Raw genomic sequence first — 17164 nt, forward strand, 5'->3', positions numbered from 1 at the left:
ACTCTTTTAAAGCATTTTTAATTATTTATACATTTAATACAAAAACAATTAATCATTTAAAAACAACAACTTAAAATTTTATTAAATTTTATTTGCAATCAATAAGCGTATTAACATACATTAAAAACGTACTTTAAATTAAAAATACGTTATTAAATATGAAATCATCTGATTCTAAATACAGCATTTGTTTCCTACAGAAAGGCTTTCGAGAGAAGCGTTTCACGCCGATGGATGTGACTCAGCACGCGTTGAAACAAGCGCGAGCACACTCACAGATATTTACTCAAGTGTGTGAAAAAGAAGCGCTGATACAAGCGAATGAATCAACACAACGCTGGCGCCACGGAACACCAGCCAGTGAACTGGATGGAATCCCTTTTGCAGTTAAAGATTTATTTGATATCAAAGGTTATGCAACCACGAGAGGCTCTACGTTATACAGCGCGTTATCCGATTCAACATCGCCACAAGTGTTAGCATTAATAGAAAGCGGTGCCGTACTTATCGGCAAAACCAACCTGAGCGAATTTGCTTACTCCGGGCTGGGGCTTAACCCTCATTTTGGAACCCCCACACAGACATATAACGATAATGCTTACATCACAGGTGGCTCCTCTTGCGGTTCAGCCGCCGCGGTGCTCGAAAATATCGTGCCGTTCACACTCGGAACTGATACGGCAGGCTCTATTCGCATTCCATCATCTTATTGCGGGTTGGTTGGCTTTAGAGCTTCTCGTAAACGTTACGACAATAGAGGTATTGCCCCTTTATCACCTTCTTTGGATACAACAGGCCCCATCGGCCACTGTGTTGACGATATTCTTTTAGTAGACAGCATACTGTATTCGCCAACGGAGCAGCCCGCCGGTTCTAGTCATTCTGGTCTAGTATTTGATGCGCAATTTTGCCAACAACTACCCCTAGATTGTGATACTCGACGCGCTTTTGATTTATCCCTAGATGCACTCCAAAACGCTGGAGTTGCCGTTGAAGACGTAAGGCTAAGTACGCTTGATGCCACATTAGATTTAATCAAAAACATTGGATGGTTAGGCAGTATTGAGGCCTACCTAACATACGAAGACTTAATTAATACCGATAAACTTGGGCAGGTTGACCCTCTAGTCGCTCAGCGACTTGCCGCTTCCAACCAATTGCCCGCCACACAAATTTCTTACTTATATCAGCAGCGTGAAAAACTACAACAACGGTTATCAAACGAGCTAGCAGGTCGCGCTTTTTTGATGCCTACCACGCTGACTACCGCTCCTTTGCTATCTCAGGTTACCCAATCAGTAGAGTCATTTAACGAACACAACATCAATGCTCTGCGTTTAACAATGATTGGTAGCTACCTAGATTGCCCCGGTATCGCCTTACCTAATGGATACAACTCGAACGGACTCCCTACCAGTTTACTGCTCTCGCAGTGCTCAGGTAATGACGACGCGCTCATTAGCCTTGCCAAGACCATTGAGCCGGCCATTGCCTCACTTTTAATTAAACAATCAAAAGGAAATAATCATGGCTAAAGAAATCTTATGTGCATTTGGTGTAGACGTCGACGCAGTTGCGGGATGGTTGGGCTCATACGGTGGTGAGGATTCCCCAGACGATATTTCACGCGGCCTTTTTGCTGGCGAAGTAGGCGCTCCGCGATTATTAAAACTGTTTAAAGAGCATGACCTCAAAACAACATGGTTTATTCCTGGCCACTCAGTAGAAACCTTCCCAGAACAAATGAAAGCCGTGGCAGAAGCTGGCCACGAAATCGGCATTCATGGCTACAGTCATGAAAACCCGATTGCCATGACACCTGAACAAGAAGAAATAGTACTGGATAAATCTATTGAGCTAATTACTCAATTATCCGGCAAGCGACCAACGGGCTACGTAGCACCTTGGTGGGAGTTCAGTAACGTCACTAACGAGTTACTGCTTAAAAAAGGAATTAAGTACGACCACAGCTTGATGCACAACGACTTCCACCCCTACTACGTTCGCGTAGGCGATAAGTGGACCAAAATTGATTACACCAAACACCCTGACGAATGGATGAAGCCACTCGTTCGAGGCGAAGAAACCAACTTGGTTGAGATCCCTGCCAACTGGTATCTCGATGACCTACCACCCATGATGTTTATCAAAAAATCCCCGAACAGCCACGGCTTTGTCAGCCCTCGTCATTTGGGTGAAATGTGGCAAGACCAATTTGATTGGGTTTATCGCGAGAACGATTACGCCGTATTCACGATGACAATCCACCCAGACGTTTCGGGCCGTCCGCAAGCTCTCTTAATGCTAGAGCGTCTGATTAAGCATATGAAAAGCCACGAGGGTGTTCGCTTCGTCACTTTTGACGAAATCGCAGATGACTTTTTAACACGCAATCCAAAATAACGATAACAATACGGAGCTTCTATCATGAACAAATCAGAAACGCTCGACCAAGACACAAAGCCTGTGAGCGCAAAAAGTGATTGGCAACCCAACAAACTGCAAAAGAAAGATGTGAAGTTTGCAACGTGGATTGCATTCATTGCATGGGTACTAGCCGTTTATGACTTTATTTTATTCGGTACGTTACTACCGTTAATGGGCAACGACTATGGTTGGTCAGAAGTAGAACAAGCACAAATTGCTACGTGGGTTGCCGTAGGCGGCGCTGTTGTAGCATTCCTTATCGGCCCTATTGTTGACCGAATGGGACGCAAACCAGGGCTGATCTTCACCGTAGGCGGTGCGGGTCTATGCTCTTTGCTCACTGCCTTTGGTGCCAGTGCAGGTAAAGGCCCCTTAACATTAATCCGCTCAATAGCCGGATTAGGTTATGCAGAACAAACTGTCAATGCTACGTATTTAACTGAGATGTACTCAGCCGTAGATGACCCAGAGCTGCAAAAGAAGAAAGGTTTCATTTATAGCCTTGTTCAAGGTGGCTGGCCTATTGGCGCATTAATTGCCGCTGGCATTACCGCCATCTTGTTACCGATTGTTGGATGGCAAGGCAATTTTATCTTCGCCGCTATTCCTTCTTTTATTCTTATCTTCTTCGCCATGAAGTTGAAAGAAACACCACAGTTTCAGGTACATAAACGTATTCGCGAGCTACGCGAAGCCGGTGACGAAATTGCTGCTAAAAATTTAGCCGTAGAACATAAAGTAGACTACTCAGAGCACAAAAGCGCAGGCGTTTCAGCTGCATTTAAGGGCACTTCTTTACGTGCAACTCTGGTATTGGGCGGTGCGATCTTACTGAACTGGTTTGCTATCCAAATCTTCAGCGTTTTGGGTACAACCGTGCTCACGCGTGTTCATGGCGTGTCTTTTGAAAACTCGCTGATCATTCTCGTTGCATCTAACTTGCTAGGCTACTTGGGTTACATGGCTCACGGATGGTTTGGTGACAAAATTGGCCGCCGTAACACCATCGCGATTGGCTGGGTAATGGGTGGTTTGGCCTTCAGTGCCATGCTGTACGGACCTAGCAGCCAATTAGCCGTGATTGCGCTATACAGCCTAGGCTTGTTCTTCCTTATCGGCCCTTACGCTGCAGCACTATTCTTTATCAGCGAAAGTTTCCCAACGTCTATCCGCGCAACAGCAGGTGCCATCATCAATGCGATGGGCCCAGTGGGCGCGGTATTAGCAAGCTTTGGCTCTACTGCCGTACTCAGTAGCGGTGGTGACTGGCAGACATCGGCTTTGTACTTTGGCGCCGTTCCTTGCTTCTTATCCGGCTTGATCATTCTGTTTGCACGACACGTCGACCCAGCAACTGTTAAATAAAATCGTCAAGGCAGGTCTCCCGCACCGGAGGCCTGCTTAAGGAAGTTTGTAAAAGTATGAATAACGAAAAAGTAGCTCTCATCAGTGGCGCCGCTAGCGGTATAGGTTTGGCATTGACCCAACTCTATTGTGCAAAAGGCTACAAAGTAGTCGCGGGCTTTTATGATAAAGACCCACACGACCCAGAAGCAGCTGCCGCTACATTGGGCGAATTCAGCAATAATGCCACGTGGCTGCCTCTGGATGTGGGATCTAAGGAATCAGTTAAAGAATTCATCAACGAAGCAGTATCCAGCTTTGGAAAAATAGATATCGTCGTGGCGAATGCAGGCCTACTACGTAGCTCCCCGCTGGCGGACATGTCAGATGAGCAGTGGTACGAGATGATCGATGTAGACCTTACGGGTGTCTTTCGATTATTTAGAGACAGCACCCAGCATTTGTCGGACGGCGCAAGCTTAGTAGCCATCTCTTCCATTGCAGGCGGTGTCTATGGATGGGGAGACCATGTTCATTACGCTTCTGCCAAAGCTGGCGTTCCGGGCATATGCAGAAGTGTTGCTGTTGAGTTAGCTCACCGTAATATCCGCTGCAACGCGGTTATCCCTGGCCTTATCGAAACACCTCAATCATTGGATAAAAAGAACTCGTTAGGCCCTGAAGGTTTAGCTAAAGCCGCCAAATCTATTCCACTAGGGCGTGTTGGTAAGCCATCAGAAGTCGCTAACCTGATCGACTTTTTGACATCGGATAATGCCTCTTACATTACAGGCCAATCCTTCATTGTCGACGGCGGTCTAACGGTTAAATGGCCCGAGTAACAGGAGAAATAAATGCAGCTTAAAAACCAACGCGCCGTCATCAGCGGTGCCGGAAGCGGTATAGGTAAAGCGATTGCCATTGAGTATGCCAAGGCAGGAGCCACCCTAGTACTGACCGACATCAACGCGGATGCACTGAACGAGACCGCACATTGCTGCCAACAAGAAGGGGCTCAGGTACTCACCGTAACAAGCGACGTGAGCAAACCATCGGGTGCTATTGCCGGTGTTAACCAATGTGTAGAAGCATTAGGCGGTATCGATATTCTCGTTAACAACGCTGGTATATTAACTCAAGCACCTTGTGAAGAAGTAACGTTAAGCATGTGGGATAACATGATTAACATTGACCTTCGCAGCGTGTTTTTAGCCTCCCAAGCGGCTATACCTCATATGAAAAGCCAGCAGCATGGACGAATTATTAACATCTCATCACAGTTGGGTATTAAAGGAGGCGCTGAGCTTTGTCATTATGTCGCCGCAAAGGCAGGCGTCATAGGGCTTACAAAATCTCTTGCCATTGAGTGCGCCCCTTATGGTGTATTGGTCAATGCTATCGCTCCCGGACCTATCGAAACGGCGCTCGTTGAAGGGATTAGCGCTTCTTGGAAAGAGTCCAAAGCCAAAGAACTCCCACTCGGGCGTTTTGGACAGCCTGAAGAAATAGCCCCTACAGCATTATTGCTAGCCAGCTCGCCAGGCGGCAACTTGTTTGTAGGACAGACACTCGGTCCGAATTCGGGCGATGTGATGCCCTAATCTTCAAAGGGGGGCTACCAAGGCCCCCTCAGCTACCAACGGAATATCTTATGTGCGGACTATGTGGCATTTTTTCAGAGCCGGATTTATGGAATCAATCACCCAATACCGATGCTAATAGTCTCAGGCGTAACCGGCTTATCCAAATTAACTACTTACAAACGATATTGACCCACATTCGGTTAAGAGTCAGTGATGTTCATGGCGTTAACTATCTGCTGGAAGACTTTAAGGGCAACCAAAAACTCTTCTCCAATCTACATGAGTTATGGCAAAGCATAGAAAAGCTCACAGGAGAACCTCTAGACCCTTTTAACAACGAGTTATTGCAGCACCTAGAACGAGGACACAATAATGATTAATAAGAATAAAAGAATCCCTGTTCATATTCTTACTGGCTTTTTAGGGAGCGGCAAAACAACGCTGCTAAGGGAGTACATCGAGCAGGGCTCGGCACACCATACTGCTTTTATTATTAACGAGGTAGGCGACATAGGCATTGACCATCACCTCACTCAGCGTCTCGATGGCGAAACTCTTTTGCTCGAAAGTGGATGCCTTTGCTGTGAAGTAAGAAACGACTTAAAAGCATCATTGCTAGCCTTGCTCAACCAAAATACAAACGAGCACCTTGAACAAATCATCATAGAAACCACCGGCTTAGCCAACCCCGCTCCCATTCTGGCTACCATTTTCAATGACCGAGAATTAAGCCAAGCAGTCGTGAAAGGCAAAATAGTGACCACCGTGGACGCATTAACCGCCGAGCAATGCGCGCGCGATATCCCCGAATGGGCTAATCAACTCAGTAGTGCCGACAGCCTAATTTTTACTAAAACAGAAAAACTGTCTGAGTCTGATATACACAGGTTACAAAACCTGTGCTCAGCCACAAATCCATTTGCCAGCTTCTACATAAAGCACCCAAACAACACAGCAACACTTGCTCAGGCAATCCACTCAACAACGCCGCCCAGACTTTTACAGGCCACTCACGAGCAACCCGCTTACTTTTCTATTCGAAGCATGGCGAACCACAGCGCAATTCAAACCGAAGCTATAAACGTAGAATCGGTTGATTGGCAACGCTTTTCAATCTGGCTTTCAATGATACTCTACCGTTACAATGATCAAATATTGCGAGTAAAAGGGATATTAAAAGACAGCAATACAGGGAATTATGTATTACTAAACTCAGTCAGAAAGATCCTTGCGCCCTTAGAGATTATCGATAAAGAAACCTTAAACTCACCGTCGTTAGGCCTTGTTTTCATAACACGAGGACTCACCCCTAACGATATTACGGCGTCATTTAACGCATTTGATATCTCACACAATTGAGACTGCATAGCGAAGCACCATGTCAAAAAAAACTAGCCCTCTGCGCGTTTTAGGTACATCGGTCACCTTGATCGAAAAAATCAGAAAACAAGCTGAAAAAGAACTCAATATCGAAATAGAATTTGATGTGAGAGGCGTTAAGGATGCTGAACGCATTGCCGTGATGCAACCGCAGAGCTATGACATATATGACCAATGGTTTCATAACGTTGATTTTGTCTGGCCAGCACAGGCTATTCAGCCAATTGACATCGATCGTATAGATAATTGGTCACAAGTTAACTCTTTACCTAAAACTGGTCGCGTTATCCCCTCGCAGCCTCTTGCTCCCGGTTCAGAACCTTCGGGCCGCCTGTATGTTCAACACAACGGGACTCTCGGCGCAACGCCTACTCAACAGATTAGCATGCTACCGTTAGCGCATAATGTAGATAGCTTTGCCTACAATGCCGCCCAATTGCCAGAAGTACTTAAGGGGCAACCCGAGAGCTGGGCATGGTTACTTTCTCCCGCCATGAAAGGCAGGTCAGCCTTTCAAGATGATGCAGCCATGGGGACGATTGATGCTGCTATCGCGATTAATGCGGCAGGGTTAGCCGAATTTAAAAACCCGTCAAATCTAACTCTCTCAGAGATCGATCTGCTCATAAAGCTATTGAAAGGGAAAAAGGACCAAGGTCAATTTGTCGAGTTTTGGAAAGATCATGAGCAGTCCGTAAACTTGCTTAAATCACAACGTTCCTACATTCAGAGTATATGGGCCCCCATGTACTACAGTAACCGTTGCAATATAGACGGATACAAACTCGCCTGCCCTATTGAAGGCTACAGAGCTTGGTGCGGTGGGTTATCCGTATCAAAGTGTGCTTCGGGCAAAAAGCTGGATATGGTTTACCAGTACTTAAACTGGTGGCTATCTGGATGGCCGGGGTCGATCATTGCCAAGCAAGGTTATTACATATCAAATACCGAGAGCGTAAAAAACTACCTGTCGGAAGAAGAGTGGCAATTCTGGTACGAAGGTAAACCCGCCCTAAAAGTACTAAACGGTATCGATGACCACCCATTAATACCAGAAGGCACTGTGCGGTCAGGCGGAAGTTACACACAACGCATGTCAAACATAGCTGTGTGGAACTCCGTAATGGACGAGCATAATTACCTTGTCCGTAAGTGGCGAGAGCTTACAAAAGTCTAGCGCTACCGCTAACTACATCAGATAATTCGGCAACTACACCTTAACCAAATACGCCGGCAGCTTAGGGTCAGGCAGTACAGAGACCACCTTCAAACGTTGGAGTGAACGCTTTCGCGCGTTAATCAAATGATCTTTTAAACTCGCTGAAGCCGCCTCAACCGCCCCTTGTAAAAGCAGTTCTAACACCAGCTTATGCTCTTTAAGTGCAGCCACATCCATAGATAAATTCAAGCTGGTAAAAAAGACTTTGTTTAATACAACAGAACTGCGGCAGTGATTTAACACATCCAACAGTTTTTTATTATCAATATGCTTAATCAAACTACCGTGCAAGAAATCTTCAACCGTCGTAATGTCTTCAATTGAAATCTCTTGTCCGTTAATCATTTCTTCATGCTTTGTTACCATTTGCGCGATAAGCGATTGATCAATGTGCTTTGCCGACAACTTTAAAGCCGCTGGCTCTAACTCAGCACGAATTTCATAATCATTTCTTATCTCACGAGCTGTTAGCGGGCCGGCCAACCAAGATGAATAAGGCTCTTTTTCGACCACGCCTCTATCCCGCAACCTCAGCAAAGCCTGGCGTATAACCATCTTGCTAACGCCGTAATACTCAGCCGCGCGCCCCTCCTCTACACGGTAATGACCAAACACCATGCATGTGGAAATCTGCTCAAACAGGTCTTCAAAGATTTTCTCGCTGAGTGTTCGATTATCAACCGCCTGATCAGACTCAAGCCCTACGTCGACCTTAGTAACCATGCGCCTGATGGGCTTTATATCCTTGCTGTTAGCATCACCAACAACAAAGCCCCGCCCATCAAAGCGACTGATTTTTAACTCATCATTTAAAAGCATTAGCGCTTTACGTACAGGAACCCGGCTAGTTCCAAACAAATCTCCTAGCGGACCTTCCAGTAAAACTAACCCTTCTGTTAACGTACCCGACCTTATGGCTTCGTCTAAGGTCTGGTAAATTAGTTCGTACCGAAGTTTCCCTTTCAAATTTGCATTCTCAACACTATAAATCCTATATATAACAATACTATAGAATGCTCTATTAGTTGATCATTATGTGATAAAAACTTTGAACATAACTCGCTTTAGACGATTAACATCAAAACCCGCCACCTGTCCTGAAGCCACCACCACTATTGCTTGATCGTCGACTACCGCCACCGCCGCCAGGCATTCTAAAACCGCCACTGCCACTGCGATTGCTGGGCCAATGGAAAGTGGTGTTGCTGTTTGAGGTAGACCGGCGTGGAGATCGGCCACTGATACCACCGCTGCCAAAATCAGGACGGGCATTAATATCGCTGTAGCGTTGATTACGCTGAATCACCCGCCACACTTCTGCACCACTCAATACACCTTGAACAAACTGGCTCAATACTGATTGGATAAGCCTTTCATTGCCAAAGCCCGAGCGAACATCATCAAAACGGTTGTTTTTAAAGTTACGCCTTACACCCTCTAACTCTTTTAGCTTTGAAAGTTTAACAGAATGGGCTTTTCGCAAATCAGCTAAGTCGTCTTCGTTATCTTCATAATTATCACGATAATCACGTAGCTCATTGACAAGACCATCATCCACCAATGAACGAGTTGCTCGTACATAACGCTCTATCTGATAGATATCTTTATGCTGCATAGCGGTATTTAAACAATGGAGTGAGCGTTGCATATATTCATCTAAGCCCGCCGTAAACGAGGCTCGCTGTTCTAATATGAGATGCAACTTGTTTTCTGTGGCTTCAATTTGATCATCGTGAGCATCGAGCGCCTGCCTAGCCTTGTCTAAACGCTGCAATATTTCGGGTACACCAGCGTCAGCCAACGCGGCATTCTCAATCAATTGCAGCGCCTTAAATTCGGCTTCTGCTTCTCGCTTTACGTGCTCTGCATGCGCACTTAGACGTTTAGGGATTTCTTGCAAATTCCAATAATTTACGCGATTACGTTCGTACTTAATCAGCTTAGCAACCCAATTATCTAAACTGCGAGTTAATACGCCACCCTCGTAATCCGCAGTGCCATACTTACGTCCCCAAAGGTACATAAACAACTTATCTTGCTGGTATGGCTCATCCTTTTTATCCATATCTACTTGAGCCACTTCACTTTTGCTGTGAGCTTCATCCGCAATGGACTCGGCTTTGTTGGCTCGCTCAAACTGTGCTTGGTAGTTTGCGTCCATCTTTAAATTGGCTTGCACCGATGCTTCTCGATCAGCAAGCTCCTGAGCAATAACATTTGCAGATGCCAGCAACACTTCCCGCTGTTGCTCAGCTTGCTCTAATTGCTGCTTTACGGCGTCTGTTTCTTGCTGAAGGCTTTCGATTTTGTGTACACGCTCACCCAGAATTTTTTTTGCGTCATGGTCAGCCGCTGTTAGCGTTTCTTGCAACTGTCCGGTATCTATTTCCTGCAAACGAACCCGCGCAATCTCATTAATCACCTTACTCTGCTGAAGGCGATTCTCGGTTAAGCTCTCGGTGAGGCGTGTTAAGTTTTGATCAAGACGAGCAATATCATCACGCACGGTTTTTAACGCGCTATCGATATTATTTAAGGCTGTTGAACCGCTCCACATTATCTAAACCCTTTTATTGATATATGCATAACATATGGATACTTAAAGTTACCACGCGGTGATAGTCGCGCCAGAAGTCGCTATTCGATATTCAGGTGACAGGTAACCCACACGCTTTTCACCCACTACATTACCTTGGATAATGCCATCATCTTGTTTGTCAGCGGCAACCTGATTAAAGGTTTTGTAGTCGACACGTAATCCCCATTTATCAACCGAGGTTTGTTTACCCGTCTCTTCATTGAGCACAGGCAATGTCAGTACATTATTGTTCCCATCAATGGCTTCAACGATCAGATAATAATTACGTGCTGTAGAGTTAATATCCGGAATACGCCACACCCCTGACTGCTCGCCCGCTCGCGACACCACTTTAATGTGATAAGACATTCGTAGCTGTACCAACATGTTTTCCATGTCGGCTAGTAATGCTTCAGCCGTATCCTGTTTATCATTTTGCAAAGCGGCATTAGCCGAATTCTGCAATCCTTTGGCTTGTACCGCTATATCGGGTTGTTTGGCTAAGGTCTGGATTTCAGTATAAGTTTGCTGCAAATTGGACGGCAAAGCTTCCAACGCTAGTTGCTGAGGCCGCTCATTGAGCCAGTAATTACCACCGAATAATAACGATGCGACAAGCGCAACAGCCCCCAAGGGTAAACCCCATTTTTTGCGGCTGACATAGGCGTGTGCTAACGCGGTAGAGATGCTTTTTTTGGTTGGGTGATATTTAAAGCGATCCTCATCAAGCGCCTTGATGCCTTCTTCTAGAATATGATCCGGCACCTCCATGCCTTGATCGGCGTAGATCGTACGTAGCCGCTCAAGCAGCTGCGAACGGCGGCTATCGGCATCTAACTCTCGTTCAACCATGCCTTGACGGTGGCGTAAGGTATCTACCACATCCATTGCCGCCATTACATTTTCAAGTTTAGCTCTGGGTGCTGATGATTCGCTAGCGGATGTAGCCGCTGATTCAGTAGCTGAAGCCGTATTTTCCATGCCATTACTCGTAGTAGTCATATTCGCTTAACCCTATTTACACACTGGTTAGAGGGGCAAGCTCCCGCCGCCCCATCTAACAAAGCTCTTCGTGTTTAAACAGACGTTGCCATATCCGGCAACGGTAACGAACCGCCACGTTGAATGACATTGGCTAACCGTTTTTTACCATCTTCAACAGAGTCACGGATCTCATCTGCATTTTTGGTGGATAACACGCGCATCTCTTCAATAATCTCACGCGAGCGTTCTTGGAAGTTCACTACCGAATCAACCAATTTTTTAACAGACTCTGCACGGATTGTCGGGCCATAACCGGCTTTGACCGCCGCTTCTTGAATCTTGCCGCCAATGGACGCTAAATCCTCTAGACTATCCGATACGCCATCTTTCATCGCATTCAATGCTTGGGTGCTTTCATGTAAACCAAACATACCGGTAAATGATGCCGTTAGCGCCGTAAAGACCGATTCATTCGTACCAAAGAAAGTAATAGACTGCTGGTATACACGTTGTTTTGCACTGTTCGTTTGCATCAAGCGCGCCATGATAACTTCGGAGGTGTTATAGCTGACGGTTAAATTATCCGCTAAATCTTTCGCGATTTGGTAGCGATCTTCTGCAAACTGCAACTTACGCATACGCTCATCTCGCGCCAACTCTAGCTTCGCGCGCTCGGCTAAATCTTCACCCGCATAAGCGGCTACGGCTTCACTGGCCTGCTGCAATGAGCCTTTTTCACTGTTCCATATGGCTTCGGTTTGTTTTAACAAATCCAATGCATAGATTTCTGACTCTTTAATCGCACCTCGGAAATCCTGATACGCATTCAAAATAATATGCTCACGTTCAATCTGCTCTTTAGAGTCACTCGCCACTTCTAAAAAGGTGTCTTTGATTTTATCGAAACGTGTCGCGATATCCCCGCGTGTAGCCTTCATCCAAATATTATTGACGCGCTCAAAGGTATCAATTTTGCCATCTTCAACCTGTTCAACCATGGTTTTTGCATCAGTACGGATACTATTAAACGCTTCGGTAATTTCTTCATAACGCTCACCAATGCGCATTTGCGACACTTGCTCACGCACAATCTCATTAAAAACAGACGCTTGCGTTAGGGTGCGGGCTATAGCGAGTGTTTTCATTTCATCAATATCAGACAAACGTTCGATAAGAGCGACCACAGGTGCTTCATCTACCTTTTCGGGCATTAAACCCAACTCACGAACCTGCGTTAGTGCTTTATCAAGATACTTAAATGTGATGTTTGACATAAGAACTCCATGTAACAAAGAAAGGGCAACGCTAACGTTGGACGATAATTTTCCCGATTATATCTGGCGAAACATGCAGCAAAGATTAACATGAAGGAAAAAATAAGGGGGGTTTAAGAAAAATTTCACTTAGCCCGCGCCAAGAAAAAACAATGAATTGCTTATTAGCAAAAAACCCTGCGCGCAACTTGAAACTGCGAGCTGGGTTATTAAAGATCAACCAAACACTAACTACGGTTGTTTAACGGTACGTAAATAAGGCAATTTTACGTCAACATCCCCAAACTTAGCCTTTGCCTCTTCATCATTTAACGACAAAGCAACAATGACATCTTCCCCCGCTTTCCAATTGGCAGGCGTAGCAATAGGTACTTTATAGGTAGCTTGTAAAGCATCTAAAGCACGCAACACTTCTGCAAAATTACGCCCGACAGACATAGGGTAAGTCATGGCAAGCTGTAGCTTCTTATCAGGACTAAAAATAAAAACCACACGTACACTAGCTGAATCTGCAGCCGTGCGGCCATCCGGCAGATAAGCATCGGCGGGTAACATATCCAATGCTTTAGCAACGGCCATATCATCGTCGGCAATGATTGGAAACGTAGCAGGTGCGCATGAGTATTTTTCGATATCTGCTTTCCACTTTACATGCTCATCAACACCGTCTACCGACAGCCCGATAACCTTAGTGCCCCGCTTTTCCCATTCGGCTGATAATTGGGCTACAGCACCAAACTCAGTAGTACAAACTGGCGTAAAGTCTTTTGGATGACTGAACAGGATAGCCCAGCTGTCACCAATGAAATCATGTAGAGTGAAATCCCCCAGATCAGTTTTCAAATCGAGATTGGGTACAATGTCATTAATTCGAAGTGCCATTTTTATCTCTCCAGCTGTCTTAAATTGAAGGGCATAATTGCTCCTCATTAAGAACATAATATTATAAGCTTATAACTTTTTGTAATTTATCATGACAATTACACCTATAGTAAAAACTAATCATGCTCATCATCAGATAAGGCCTTTTAACTCTTTTAACAAGCTACGCACCCCCTCTTCCAATACAGGATGATAGAAGGGCATCCCTAATAAATCATCAACGCTGAGCTGTTGCTGTATCGACCATGCCAAGAGGTGAGCTAAATGTTCAGCATCAGGGCCCAAAATCTCAACACCAAGGAGGACCCCACTTTCTTTTTCTGCCCAAACTTTCATAAGGCCGTAATCACGACCTAATACTTTCGCCCGAGCCTGATTAGCAAAATCAAAACTGGCAACCGCATAATTACCGGCATAAGCCTGCTCAATTTGCGAAGGTTGTAAACCTATCGTCGCCATTTGTGGGTCTGAGAACACGATAGCAAGCGGAACAGTCCTTCGCCCTCGCTGTACATCAGACAACTGGGCTGCGTTACGCCCAGCAATAGCGCCTTCATCAACCGCTTCATGCAATAGTGGTAAGTGGTTGTTGGCATCACCAACAATAAAAATATGTGCAAGAGAGCACTGCAGTGTATGAGGATCAAAAACAGGGACGCCACGCTCATCTAACGCTAGGCTTGTATTTTCTAGACCTAAATGATCAACATTAGGACGACGGCCAGTCGCTGCTAGGAGGTAATCAAAGGTCTCTGTCTTTAGTTGGCCATTGTTTACGAAAGTCACTTCAACACCATCAGCAAATTCTTTGATGCCATTTACCTGTGCATCAGGGTCCAGTGGAAATTCACGGCTAAAGCACTCAAGTGCGGCTTGACGAATGTCCGTATCTCCAAGAGGCCCCACAGAGCCACCCACACCCAACATCCGAACCCTCACACCTAAACGAGACAACGCCTGGCCCAACTCCAGACCAATAACTCCAGGACCAAAAACAACTACGGACTTAGGTAAAGTCGACAGCTCAAACAGATCATCATTCAGCAACAACCGTTTGCCAGCTAACCGCAACATATCCGGCACGGCAGGACGCGAGCCGGTAGCAATAATCACCCGATCAACTTCTATCAATTCACCCTCAGACGTTTCAAGCCGGTGATCCGCTACAAAGCGTACTGATTGATCCAATTTATCCAGTTCCGGAATGGACTCCATCCCTTTCAGCACCTTGGCTACAAAGCGATCACGCATCTGACGCACGCGTTCCAAAACGGCAACGCCATCAACGTGCACCTGACGTGCAGTAATCCCAAAAGTACTGGCATGCTGGATGTTCCACGCGGCATCGGCTGCGGATATCAAAAGCTTACTGGGCATACAACCAACACGCGCACACGTAGTGCCAAGCGGACCCGGATCAATCAGTAGAACCGAATCGCTATATTTACGAGCCGAACGATAGGCGGTAAGGCCCGCGCTACCAGCACCGATCACAGCAATATTGACTTTACGCATATGAAATCCCTATCAGCACTGAATACATAACATTAGATTATACTAATACATAGTATCTGCATTGATAGAGATCATGTTTGGCGGTTGACGTAATACTGCTCAGGAACATGAGACAGGGGTTATGACAACAAAGGAGATAAAACACTAATTTATGTAGCGTACCGACAGATGACTAGATTATTGAGATTACTTAGGATGGTTTAGAAGCACTGGTATTTTAGAATGGTGGAGCCTAGCGGGATCGAACCGCTGACCTGTTCGCTGCCAGCGAACCGCTCTCCCAGCTGAGCTAAGGCCCCATTGATTAGCACGAGGGGTGTTGATGTGTGCCTTGGAATCGGCGCTTATAATCTATAGATTTGACGGCCATGTCAATGACTTTTATCGATTTTATAGCGGCGCACTCATAAAAAAGCCCGCATAGGCGGGCTTGATGATCATGAAGTCGTTTATGCGATTTCGTTTGCAATAACGCGGAATTCTTTTTCCCAGCGTTTTGCTTCTTTTTTAGATGGACCACCGACGGTGTTAACGGCATGACGTAAACGAGCACGCACCATGTCTGGGCCTAAAATGGACATCGAATCCATGACCGATACGGTTTGGTTTGTTCCTGCCACGGCAATAAACAACGGGAATAGGAAATCACGTAGTTTGTAGCCCATCTTTTCAGACAGTTGTTTCATCTGAGCAAACAAGTGGTCTTTTTCCCAGTTGTTTTCGGTATCAAGCAACCATACGGCGTATTGAAGGATACGTTTGGTATCATCAATCGTTAGGCTCTTATGCTCAAAGTCCGCTTCGTTAATTGGCAACATGCCCGAGAGGAAGAACGAGGCTAATGGCGCGACATCCGAGAATTTCTCGACGCGTTGCTGGATTAATGGAACGATCTGCATCAGGTACTCAGGGTTAAGTGCCCACTGTTGAAAACGCTCTGCAAACTCGGCGTGGGTTAAGTTCTCACGTAACCATGTGCCGTTTAGCCAGCTAAGCTTCTCTTGATCAAAAACAGGGCCACCCAGTGAAACACGAGTGATGTCAAAGTTGGCGAACATCTCGTCACGCGTAAACTTCTCGCGCTCATCCGGCATAGACCAGCCCATACGACCCAAGTAGTTAAGCAAGGCTTCGGCCATATAACCCATGCGCTGGTAATACAAAATACTGGTCGGGTTTTTACGCTTAGATAGCTTGGATCTATCTGGGTTACGCAACAACGGCATGTGACATAGCGTTGGCATATCCCAACCAAAGTATTGGTACAGCAGCTTGTGCTTAGGTGCCGAGTTGATCCACTCCTCGCCGCGAATAACGTGAGTGATCTCCATTAGGTGATCATCAACCACGTTTGCAAGGTGGTAGGTTGGCATACCATCTGATTTTAGCAAGATCTGAGCATCAACCATGCCCCACTCTAATTCGATTGGTCCGCGTAATAGATCATCAACCACGCAGACGCCGTCATCTTCAGGGACGCACATACGGATAACAAAAGGAGCCTCTGCCGCTTTACGCTTTTCGACTTCGTCTGCCGGTAAGGCTAAATCGCTCTGTTTTAGCGCGGTGTGGCCACCCGCAGCGCGACGCGCTTCGCGCAATTCGTCTAGCTCTTCTGACGTGCGATAACAGATAAACGCATGCCCTTTCTCTACTAAATCGTAAGCATATTGCGCATACATGTCTTTACGTTCGCTTTGGCGGTAAGGACCATGAGGGCCTCCAACATCTGGACCTTCATCCCATTCCAGGCCTAACCAATGCAATGAATCGAGGATCTTTTGTTCCGATTCTGACGTGCTACGTGTCTGGTCGGTATCCTCTATGCGGAGGATAAATTGCCCGCCATGCTGGCGCGCAAACGCCAAGTTAAACAAGGCTATGTAGGCTGTGCCTACATGAGGATCGCCTGTCGGCGATGGTGCAACACGTGTACGTACAGTCATTCTCTTCCTACCACAACAACGATGATTGAATA

At 46.0% G+C, this 17164-nt stretch carries 15 protein-coding genes and 1 tRNA gene; 8 read left to right on the top strand and 8 right to left on the bottom strand.

All coding sequences use genetic code 11. The features are described from left to right. Window positions 1-158: 158 nt before the first annotated feature. The 8 genes from BS617_RS09105 to BS617_RS09140 are packed head-to-tail and all read left to right on the top strand — an operon-like array spanning window position 159 to window position 7911. A complete protein-coding gene (locus BS617_RS09105; RefSeq protein WP_083609980.1) occupies window positions 159-1535 on the top strand; it encodes an amidase family protein in 1377 nt (458 codons plus the stop codon). After that, window positions 1528-2403, top strand: a complete 876-nt coding sequence (locus BS617_RS09110) for a polysaccharide deacetylase family protein (protein WP_075172511.1) — start codon at window positions 1528-1530, stop codon at window positions 2401-2403. Before BS617_RS09105 ends, BS617_RS09110 begins: the two co-directional genes overlap by 8 nt. A gap of 24 nt (window positions 2404-2427) precedes the next feature. After that, window positions 2428-3792 (top strand): MFS transporter, encoded by a 1365-nt coding sequence (locus BS617_RS09115; protein ID WP_075172512.1) that lies wholly within the window; start codon window positions 2428-2430, stop codon window positions 3790-3792. Window positions 3793-3848: 56 nt separating this feature from the next. Next, the gene (locus BS617_RS09120) at window positions 3849-4613 is read left to right on the top strand and encodes an SDR family NAD(P)-dependent oxidoreductase (protein ID WP_075172513.1); all 765 of its coding nucleotides are present in this window, start codon (window positions 3849-3851) and stop codon (window positions 4611-4613) included. 12 nt (window positions 4614-4625) lie between these two features. Further along, window positions 4626-5372, top strand: coding sequence for an SDR family NAD(P)-dependent oxidoreductase (locus BS617_RS09125; RefSeq protein WP_075172514.1), 747 nt, complete (start codon window positions 4626-4628; stop codon window positions 5370-5372). A 50-nt stretch (window positions 5373-5422) separates the two neighbouring features. Further along, complete coding sequence (locus BS617_RS09130; RefSeq protein WP_075172515.1) at window positions 5423-5734, top strand: hypothetical protein; 312 nt, start codon at window positions 5423-5425, stop codon at window positions 5732-5734. Then, entirely contained in the window at window positions 5727-6713 is a 987-nt protein-coding gene (locus BS617_RS09135; protein WP_075172516.1) for a CobW family GTP-binding protein, read from the top strand. Before BS617_RS09130 ends, BS617_RS09135 begins: the two co-directional genes overlap by 8 nt. A gap of 19 nt (window positions 6714-6732) precedes the next feature. Further along, window positions 6733-7911, top strand: a complete 1179-nt coding sequence (locus BS617_RS09140) for an ABC transporter substrate-binding protein (RefSeq protein ID WP_075172517.1) — start codon at window positions 6733-6735, stop codon at window positions 7909-7911. A 33-nt stretch (window positions 7912-7944) separates the two neighbouring features. On the opposite strand, the gene BS617_RS09145 is transcribed toward BS617_RS09140, so the two are convergent. The 8 genes from BS617_RS09145 to gltX all read right to left on the bottom strand — a co-directional run bounded on the left by BS617_RS09145 (window position 7945) and on the right by gltX (window position 17132). Continuing rightward, entirely contained in the window at window positions 7945-8919 is a 975-nt protein-coding gene (locus BS617_RS09145; RefSeq protein ID WP_075172518.1) for a GntR family transcriptional regulator, read from the bottom strand. Between the two features lie 112 nt (window positions 8920-9031). Next, window positions 9032-10510: a coiled-coil domain-containing protein gene (locus BS617_RS09150; RefSeq protein WP_075172519.1), complete on the bottom strand. Its 1479-nt coding sequence runs from the start codon at window positions 10508-10510 to the stop codon at window positions 9032-9034. Between the two features lie 48 nt (window positions 10511-10558). Continuing rightward, window positions 10559-11533: a DUF6384 family protein gene (locus tag BS617_RS09155; RefSeq protein ID WP_139303152.1), complete on the bottom strand. Its 975-nt coding sequence runs from the start codon at window positions 11531-11533 to the stop codon at window positions 10559-10561. Between the two features lie 74 nt (window positions 11534-11607). Then, the gene (locus BS617_RS09160) at window positions 11608-12789 is read right to left on the bottom strand and encodes a cell surface protein (RefSeq protein ID WP_075172521.1); all 1182 of its coding nucleotides are present in this window, start codon (window positions 12787-12789) and stop codon (window positions 11608-11610) included. A 231-nt stretch (window positions 12790-13020) separates the two neighbouring features. After that, entirely contained in the window at window positions 13021-13671 is a 651-nt protein-coding gene (locus BS617_RS09165; RefSeq protein ID WP_075172522.1) for a peroxiredoxin, read from the bottom strand. A gap of 132 nt (window positions 13672-13803) precedes the next feature. Then, window positions 13804-15186 carry a dihydrolipoyl dehydrogenase gene (locus tag BS617_RS09170; RefSeq protein WP_075172523.1) on the bottom strand — a complete coding sequence of 461 codons (1383 nt, stop codon included), beginning with the start codon at window positions 15184-15186 and terminating at the stop codon, window positions 13804-13806. 223 nt (window positions 15187-15409) lie between these two features. Continuing rightward, window positions 15410-15485 (bottom strand) — tRNA-Ala (locus BS617_RS09175). 150 nt (window positions 15486-15635) lie between these two features. Further along, complete coding sequence (gltX, locus tag BS617_RS09180; protein ID WP_075172524.1) at window positions 15636-17132, bottom strand: glutamate--tRNA ligase; 1497 nt, start codon at window positions 17130-17132, stop codon at window positions 15636-15638. Between the last annotated feature and the right edge of the window lie 32 nt (window positions 17133-17164).

The sequence above is a fragment of the Neptunomonas phycophila genome, from assembly GCF_001922575.1.
In the GTDB taxonomy this organism is placed as follows: domain Bacteria; phylum Pseudomonadota; class Gammaproteobacteria; order Pseudomonadales; family Balneatricaceae; genus Neptunomonas; species Neptunomonas phycophila.